Source organism: Pseudoroseicyclus aestuarii (genome assembly GCF_003217255.1).
Lineage (GTDB): Bacteria > Pseudomonadota > Alphaproteobacteria > Rhodobacterales > Rhodobacteraceae > Pseudoroseicyclus > Pseudoroseicyclus aestuarii.
Genome location: NZ_QJTE01000002.1, coordinates 837,547 through 844,083, shown reverse-complemented (window position 1 = coordinate 844,083; position 6,537 = coordinate 837,547). Strand labels below are relative to the sequence as shown.

The window sequence follows — 6,537 nt, the reverse complement described above, 5'->3', positions numbered from 1 at the left end:
CAGAGCGCGGCCTTGGCCGCGCCCTACCGGTTCATCACTCGATGATCTTGGCGACGACGCCGGCGCCGACGGTGCGGCCGCCTTCACGGATGGCGAAGCGCAGGCCGTCTTCCATCGCGATCGGGGCGATCAGCTCGACGTTGAACTTCAGGTTGTCGCCGGGCATCACCATCTCGGTGCCCTCGGGCAGGACCACCGTGCCGGTCACGTCCGTCGTGCGGAAGTAGAACTGCGGGCGGTAGTTCGCGAAGAACGGCGTGTGACGGCCGCCTTCTTCCTTGGTCAGGATGTAGGCCTCGGCCTCGAACTTGGTGTGCGGCTTGACCGAGCCGGGCTTGCACAGCACCTGGCCGCGCTCGACGCCCTCACGGTCGACACCGCGCAGCAGCGCGCCGATGTTGTCGCCGGCTTCACCGCGGTCCAGCAGCTTGCGGAACATCTCGACGCCCGTGCAGGTCGTCTTCTTGGTGTCGCGGATGCCGACGATCTCGATCTCGTCGCCGACGTTGATGACACCGCGCTCGACGCGGCCGGTCACGACGGTGCCGCGGCCGGAGATCGAGAAGACGTCCTCGATCGGCATCAGGAAGGGCTGGTCGACGGGACGCGCCGGGGTCGGGATGTACTCGTCCACGGCATCCATCAGCGCCTTGATCGACTTCTCGCCGATCTCCTCGTCGCGGCCCTCGAGGGCGGCCAGGGCCGAACCCTTGACGATCGGGATGTCGTCGCCCGGGTAGTCGTAGGAGCTCAGCAGCTCACGGACTTCCATCTCGACGAGCTCCAGCAGCTCCTCGTCATCCACCTGGTCGACCTTGTTGAGGTAGACGACCATGTAGGGGATGCCGACCTGACGGCCGAGCAGGATGTGCTCGCGCGTCTGCGGCATCGGGCCGTCGGCGGCGTTCACGACCAGGATCGCGCCGTCCATCTGGGCGGCACCGGTGATCATGTTCTTCACGTAGTCGGCGTGGCCGGGGCAGTCGACGTGGGCATAGTGCCGGCTGCCGGTCTCGTACTCGACGTGGGCGGTCGAGATGGTGATCCCGCGCGCCTTTTCCTCGGGGGCCGCATCGATCTGGTCGTAGGCCTGGAAGTCGCCGAAGTACTTCGTGATGGCGGCGGTCAGGGTGGTCTTGCCGTGATCGACGTGACCGATGGTCCCGATGTTCACGTGCGGTTTGTTGCGTTCGAACTTGGCCTTGGCCATGGTCTCATCCTTTTGTCTTCGGGCGCTGCGTGGTTTCCACGCACCCTACAGGGTGGGTAGGGTGCGCGCCGGGGCGCGCACCGCTCTTAGGCGAATTTCTTCTGAATCTCTTCCGAGATGTTCTGCGGCACCGGCTCGTAATGGTCGAACTGCATCGTGAACTGCGCACGGCCCGAGGTCATCGAGCGGAGCGTGTTGATGTAGCCGAACATGTTGGCCAGCGGAACGAAGGCCTCGATCGCGATCGCGTTGCCGCGGCTGTCCTGGCCCTGCACCTGGCCACGACGGCTGGTGAGGTCCCCGATCACGCCACCGGTATACTCTTCCGGCGTCGTCACCTCGACCTTCATGATCGGCTCGAGCAGCTGCGCGCCGGCCTTGCGAAGGCCCTCCCGCATCGCCATCCGCGACGCGATCTCGAAGGCCAGGACCGAGGAGTCCACGTCGTGGAACTTGCCGTCGATCAGCGCGACCTTGAAGTCGATCACCGGGAAGCCGGCGAGCGGACCGGAGTCCATGACCGACTTGATGCCCTTCTCGACGCCCGGGATGTATTCCTTGGGCACCGAGCCGCCGACGATCTTGCTCTCGAAGGAGTAGCCTTCGCCCGGCTCTGTCGGGCTGATGACCAGCTTGACCTCGGCGAACTGACCCGAACCACCCGACTGCTTCTTGTGGGTGTAGGTATGCTCGATCTCGTGACCGATGGTCTCCCGATAGGCCACCTGCGGCGCACCGATGTTCGCCTCGACCTTGAACTCCCGCTTGAGGCGGTCGACCAGGATGTCGAGGTGAAGTTCGCCCATGCCCTTCATGATCGTCTGGCCCGACTCGAGGTCGGTCTCGACGCGGAAGGACGGGTCCTCGGCAGCCAGACGCTGCAGGCCGGCGGACATCTTCTCCTGGTCGGCCTTGGTCTTGGGCTCGACCGCGATCTCGATGACCGGATCGGGGAAGGTCATCGTCTCGAGCACGACCTGCTTGTTCGGATCGCAGAGCGTGTCGCCGGTGGTGGTCTCTTTCAGACCGGCCAGCGCGATGATGTCGCCCGAACCCGCCCATTCGATCTCTTCACGAGAGTTCGAATGCATCATCATCATCCGGCCAATGCGCTCACGGCGCCCCTTGGTCGAGTTGATGATCGAGTCGCCCTTGCTCAGGACACCCGAGTAAACGCGGGTGAAGGTCAGGCTGCCGACGAAGGGGTCGTTCATGATCTTGAACGCGAGGCCCGCGAAGGGCTCCTCGTCACCGGCGCGACGCTCGATGTTCCGGGTCTCGGTCTCGTCATCCGGCGAGAAGCCCATGTAGGGCGGAACGTCCAGCGGGCTGGGCAGGTAGTCGATCACGAAGTTCAGCAGCGGCTGAACGCCCTTGTTCTTGAAGGCGGAACCGGCGGCGACGGGAACGAAGCTCAGGTTCAGCGTGCCCTTGCGGATCAGGTCGCGCAGGGTGTCGGTGTCCGGCTCCTGCCCCTCGAGGTAGGCCTCCATGGCGGTGTCGTCCTGCTCGACGGCATTCTCCACCAGGGTGGCGCGCCACTCGTCGGCGAGGTCCTTCAGCTCGGCACGGATCGGCTGGCGCACCCAGGAGGCGCCCAGGTCTTCACCCTGCCAGACCCACTCTTCCATCGTCACGAGGTTGATGATGCCCTCGAGGTGGTCCTCGGCGCCGATCGGCAGCGCGATCGGAACCGGGTTCGCACCGGTACGCTCGCGGATCATCTTCACGCAGTTGAAGAAGTCGGCGCCGATCTTGTCCATCTTGTTGACGAAGACGATCCGCGGGACCTTGTAGCGGTCGGCTTGACGCCAGACAGTCTCGGTCTGCGGCTCGACGCCGGCGTTGGCGTCCAGCAGGCAGATCGCACCGTCGAGAACGGCGAGCGAACGCTCGACTTCAATCGTGAAGTCGACGTGGCCGGGGGTGTCGATGATGTTGAAGCGGTACTTCGTATCGGACGTGCCCTCGACGGTCGGGTCTTCCTGACGCTGCCAGAAGGTGGTCGTCGCAGCGGAGGTAATGGTGATTCCCCGCTCCTGCTCCTGCTCCATCCAGTCCATGGTGGCTGCGCCATCGTGGACTTCACCGATCTTGTGCGACCGGCCGGTGTAGAACAGGATCCGCTCCGTGGTCGTGGTCTTGCCGGCATCGATGTGGGCCATGATGCCGAAGTTGCGGTATCGCTGAAGGGGATAATCGCGAGCCATGCTGGCCTCCTTTTCCGCTTACCAGCGGTAGTGGCTGAACGCGCGGTTCGCGTCGGCCATCTTGTGAGTGTCTTCGCGCTTCTTCACGGCGGTGCCGCGACCGTTGACGGCATCGGCCAGCTCACCGGCCAGACGCTCTTCCATCGTGTTCTCGTTGCGCTTCTTGCTGGCATCGATCAGCCAGCGGATCGCAAGCGCCTCGCGGCGCTCGGGGCGCACCTCGACGGGGACCTGGTAGGTCGCGCCGCCGACCCGGCGGGAGCGGACCTCGACGCTCGGCTTGATGTTGTCCAGCGCCTCGTGGAACACCTCGACGGGCTCGCGCTTGATGCGGCCCTCGACGCGGTCGAATGCGTTGTAGACGATCCGTTCGGCGACGGCTTTCTTGCCGTCCACCATCAGGTTGTTCATGAACTTCGAGACGACCTTGTCGCCGAACTTGGCGTCGGGCAGGATCTCTCGTTTCTCGGCGGCGTGACGACGCGACATCTATCGGTTCCCTTACTTCGGACGCTTGGCGCCGTACTTCGACCGGCGTTGCTTACGGTTCTTGACGCCCTGCGTGTCGAGCACACCGCGCAGGATGTGGTAGCGGACGCCCGGAAGGTCCTTCACCCGGCCGCCGCGGATCAGCACGACGCTGTGTTCCTGCAGGTTGTGGCTTTCGCCCGGGATGTAGGAGATGACCTCGTAGCCATTGGTCAGGCGCACCTTGGCGACCTTCCGCATGGCCGAGTTCGGCTTCTTCGGCGTCGTGGTGTAGACGCGCGTGCAGACGCCGCGCTTCTGAGGGCAGCTCTCGAGGTGCTGCGACTTCGACTTGATGACTTTGGGCTGCCGCGGCTTGCGGATCAGCTGCTGGATTGTCGGCATTGGGCGTTGATCCCCACTTCCATTCTCGTTCGCGGACCGCTCGGACCCGCCGGTTTCCTTGGCGCGCTCCACGCGTCCGTAAAGCACAAAAACCCGCGAACGAACCCTGTGCGGATCCGATGCGGTGGGCCTTCAGAGGATCGGGGCGTCTTTCGGCCCGGATCGTGACCACTTCAGCTCTGATATCAGGGCGAAGACGAAGGTGCCCCCAGCCCGAGTGGAAGTCCTATACGGAGAGTCGCGCGGGGTGTCAACATGGCGGTAACCCCTGCGGAAGGCCCCTGCCCGCGTCAGGGCTGCGGCGGCTCGGCCGCCTGCGCCACGGCCGCCGCGCCTGTCTTGCGCCCGCGGTAGAGCGTAAAGAGGCCGCTCGCCACGATCAGCGCCGCCCCCACGAGGGTCAGCGCATCGGGCCATTCGCCGAAGACCAGAAGGCCCAGGATCAGGGCCGCGACGAGGCTGGTGTAGCGGAAGGGAGCGACGGCCCCGATCTCGCCCACGCGCATCGCCGAGACGGCGGTGATGAACCCCGAGACGATGCAGAGCCCGGCCAGCGCGATGAACAGCAAGGGCGGCGCCGAGACCGGCTGCCAGCCCTCGATCCCGCTGCCGACCCCGGCAAAGACCGTCAGCCCGGCCGAGACAGCCAGCGCGGCGAGAACCGAGGGCAGGACAGGCGACATCGCCCGGGCACAGAGGTCGCGCACCGTGACGCAGGCCAGCGCGCCGAGCGCGAAAATGGCGTAGCCGCCGAGGGCATTGGCGCCAGGCCTGACGATCAGCAGCACTCCGGCAAAGCCGATCAGGATCGCGTTGATCCGGCGCCAGCCCACCCGCTCGTTCAGCACCAGCGCGGCGCCCAGCGTGATGGTCAGCGGCGCGGTCTGCACGATGGCGGTCAGCGTCGCCTGCGGCATGTGCTGCAGCGCGGTGAAGAAACACCATGTGCCAAGGGCTTCGCAGAGGGTCCGGGCCAGCATCAGCGTCCGGTCCCGCCCCGTGGGCCAGGACCCGAGCTGCCCCATCCGCCAAGCGATCAGCCCGAGGATCAGGGTCGCGCAGCAGCCGCGGATGAAGATGGACTGGAACAGCGGCAGGTCGCGCAGGGCCAGCTTGATCAGCGTGTCGTTCGTCGTGAACGACAGCATCGAGATCACCATCAGAAGCGCGCCGCGCGTATTGTCGTTCAGGCCAGCCATGGCCCGCGCCTAGCAGCCGCCGGGGATGGACGCCAGAGGCCCCGTGGGCCTAGGCTGACGCATGGTGAGAGATGCGGCGCAGCGCCACCTCGTCTTTGCCGCGATGCGCGACGAGGGCGCCTTCGTGCTCGAATGGGTGTGCTGGTACCGGATGCTCGGCTTCGAGATCCTGATCGCGGTGAACGACTGCACCGACCATTCGCCCCAGCTGCTCGAGGCTTTCGCCAAGGCCGGCTGGCTGGAGTGGCTGGAGCACAGCCCCCTGCCCCACCGCGGCGCCAAGGTCACCGCGATGCGCGCCGCGCGGGCGCATCCCGCGGTGGCGCGCGCCGACTGGCTGCTGACCTGCGATGCCGACGAGCTTCTGGTGCTGCACGAGGCCGAGGATATCGCTGGGTTCCTCGCCCGCAGCGGCGGCGGCTTCGACGGGATGGCGCTGCACTGGCGGGTCTTCGGCACCGACGGCCAGCGGCGCTGGCAGGACCGGCCGATGCACCGCAGCTTCCTGCGCTGCGGCCCGCCGGGTTTCGCGCCCAATGTCTCGTTCAAGTCGCTGGTCCGCGATCCGCTCTCCTTCCCGCGCTGGGACGATCATGCACCGCATGGCCGCGCCGGCCCGCCGCCGCTCTGGGTCGATTGCGAGGGGCGCGCGCTGGAGGGGTTCGCCGCACAGGACCGCCCGGTGCGGCAGACAGCGCCGGGGCGCATCACGCACCGGCTGGCGCAGATGAACCACTACGCCCTGCGCTGGGAGGAGAGCTACGCGCTCAAGCGCGGCACGCTGAGCGCGACGGGAATGAAGGACCGCTACGGGACGCGCTACTTCCGCATCCGCGACAGGGTGGACTGCCTCGACGACAGCGCCCTGCGCCATGCCGCGCGCTTCGACGCGATGCGCGCCGAGGCCATGGCCCTGCCGCATGTCGCCAGGCTTCATCACCTGTGCTGCGCCGATTACGCGGCGCGGCTGTGCCGCAGCCAAGGGGAGGATCCGACCGGGGACGCCCGCTGGCGGCACCACATGGCCGCCTCCGCCGGCTGAGGG

Annotated in this window: 6 protein-coding genes; 1 reads left to right on the top strand and 5 read right to left on the bottom strand. The window is 66.6% G+C overall.

All coding sequences use genetic code 11. From position 1 onward, the window contains the following. Positions 1-34 precede the first annotated feature (34 nt). From tuf to DFP88_RS08880, 5 genes are all read right to left on the bottom strand, one after another. Positions 35-1,210: an elongation factor Tu gene (gene tuf, locus DFP88_RS08900; protein WP_110814043.1), complete on the bottom strand. Its 1,176-nt coding sequence runs from the start codon at positions 1,208-1,210 to the stop codon at positions 35-37. Positions 1,211-1,296: 86 nt separating this feature from the next. Beyond that, entirely contained in the window at positions 1,297-3,420 is a 2,124-nt protein-coding gene (fusA, locus tag DFP88_RS08895; protein WP_110814061.1) for an elongation factor G, read from the bottom strand. A gap of 18 nt (positions 3,421-3,438) precedes the next feature. Next, positions 3,439-3,909, bottom strand: a complete 471-nt coding sequence (gene rpsG, locus DFP88_RS08890; RefSeq protein ID WP_110814060.1) for a 30S ribosomal protein S7 — start codon at positions 3,907-3,909, stop codon at positions 3,439-3,441. 12 nt (positions 3,910-3,921) lie between these two features. Beyond that, the gene (gene rpsL / locus DFP88_RS08885; RefSeq protein WP_110814059.1) at positions 3,922-4,293 is read right to left on the bottom strand and encodes a 30S ribosomal protein S12; all 372 of its coding nucleotides are present in this window, start codon (positions 4,291-4,293) and stop codon (positions 3,922-3,924) included. A gap of 290 nt (positions 4,294-4,583) precedes the next feature. Further along, positions 4,584-5,492, bottom strand: coding sequence for a DMT family transporter (locus tag DFP88_RS08880; RefSeq protein ID WP_110814058.1), 909 nt, complete (start codon positions 5,490-5,492; stop codon positions 4,584-4,586). Between the two features lie 61 nt (positions 5,493-5,553). Between DFP88_RS08880 and DFP88_RS08875 the strand changes: the two genes are divergently transcribed. Next, positions 5,554-6,534, top strand: a complete 981-nt coding sequence (locus DFP88_RS08875; protein WP_110814057.1) for a glycosyltransferase family 2 protein — start codon at positions 5,554-5,556, stop codon at positions 6,532-6,534. The last annotated feature ends 3 nt before the right edge of the window (positions 6,535-6,537 follow it).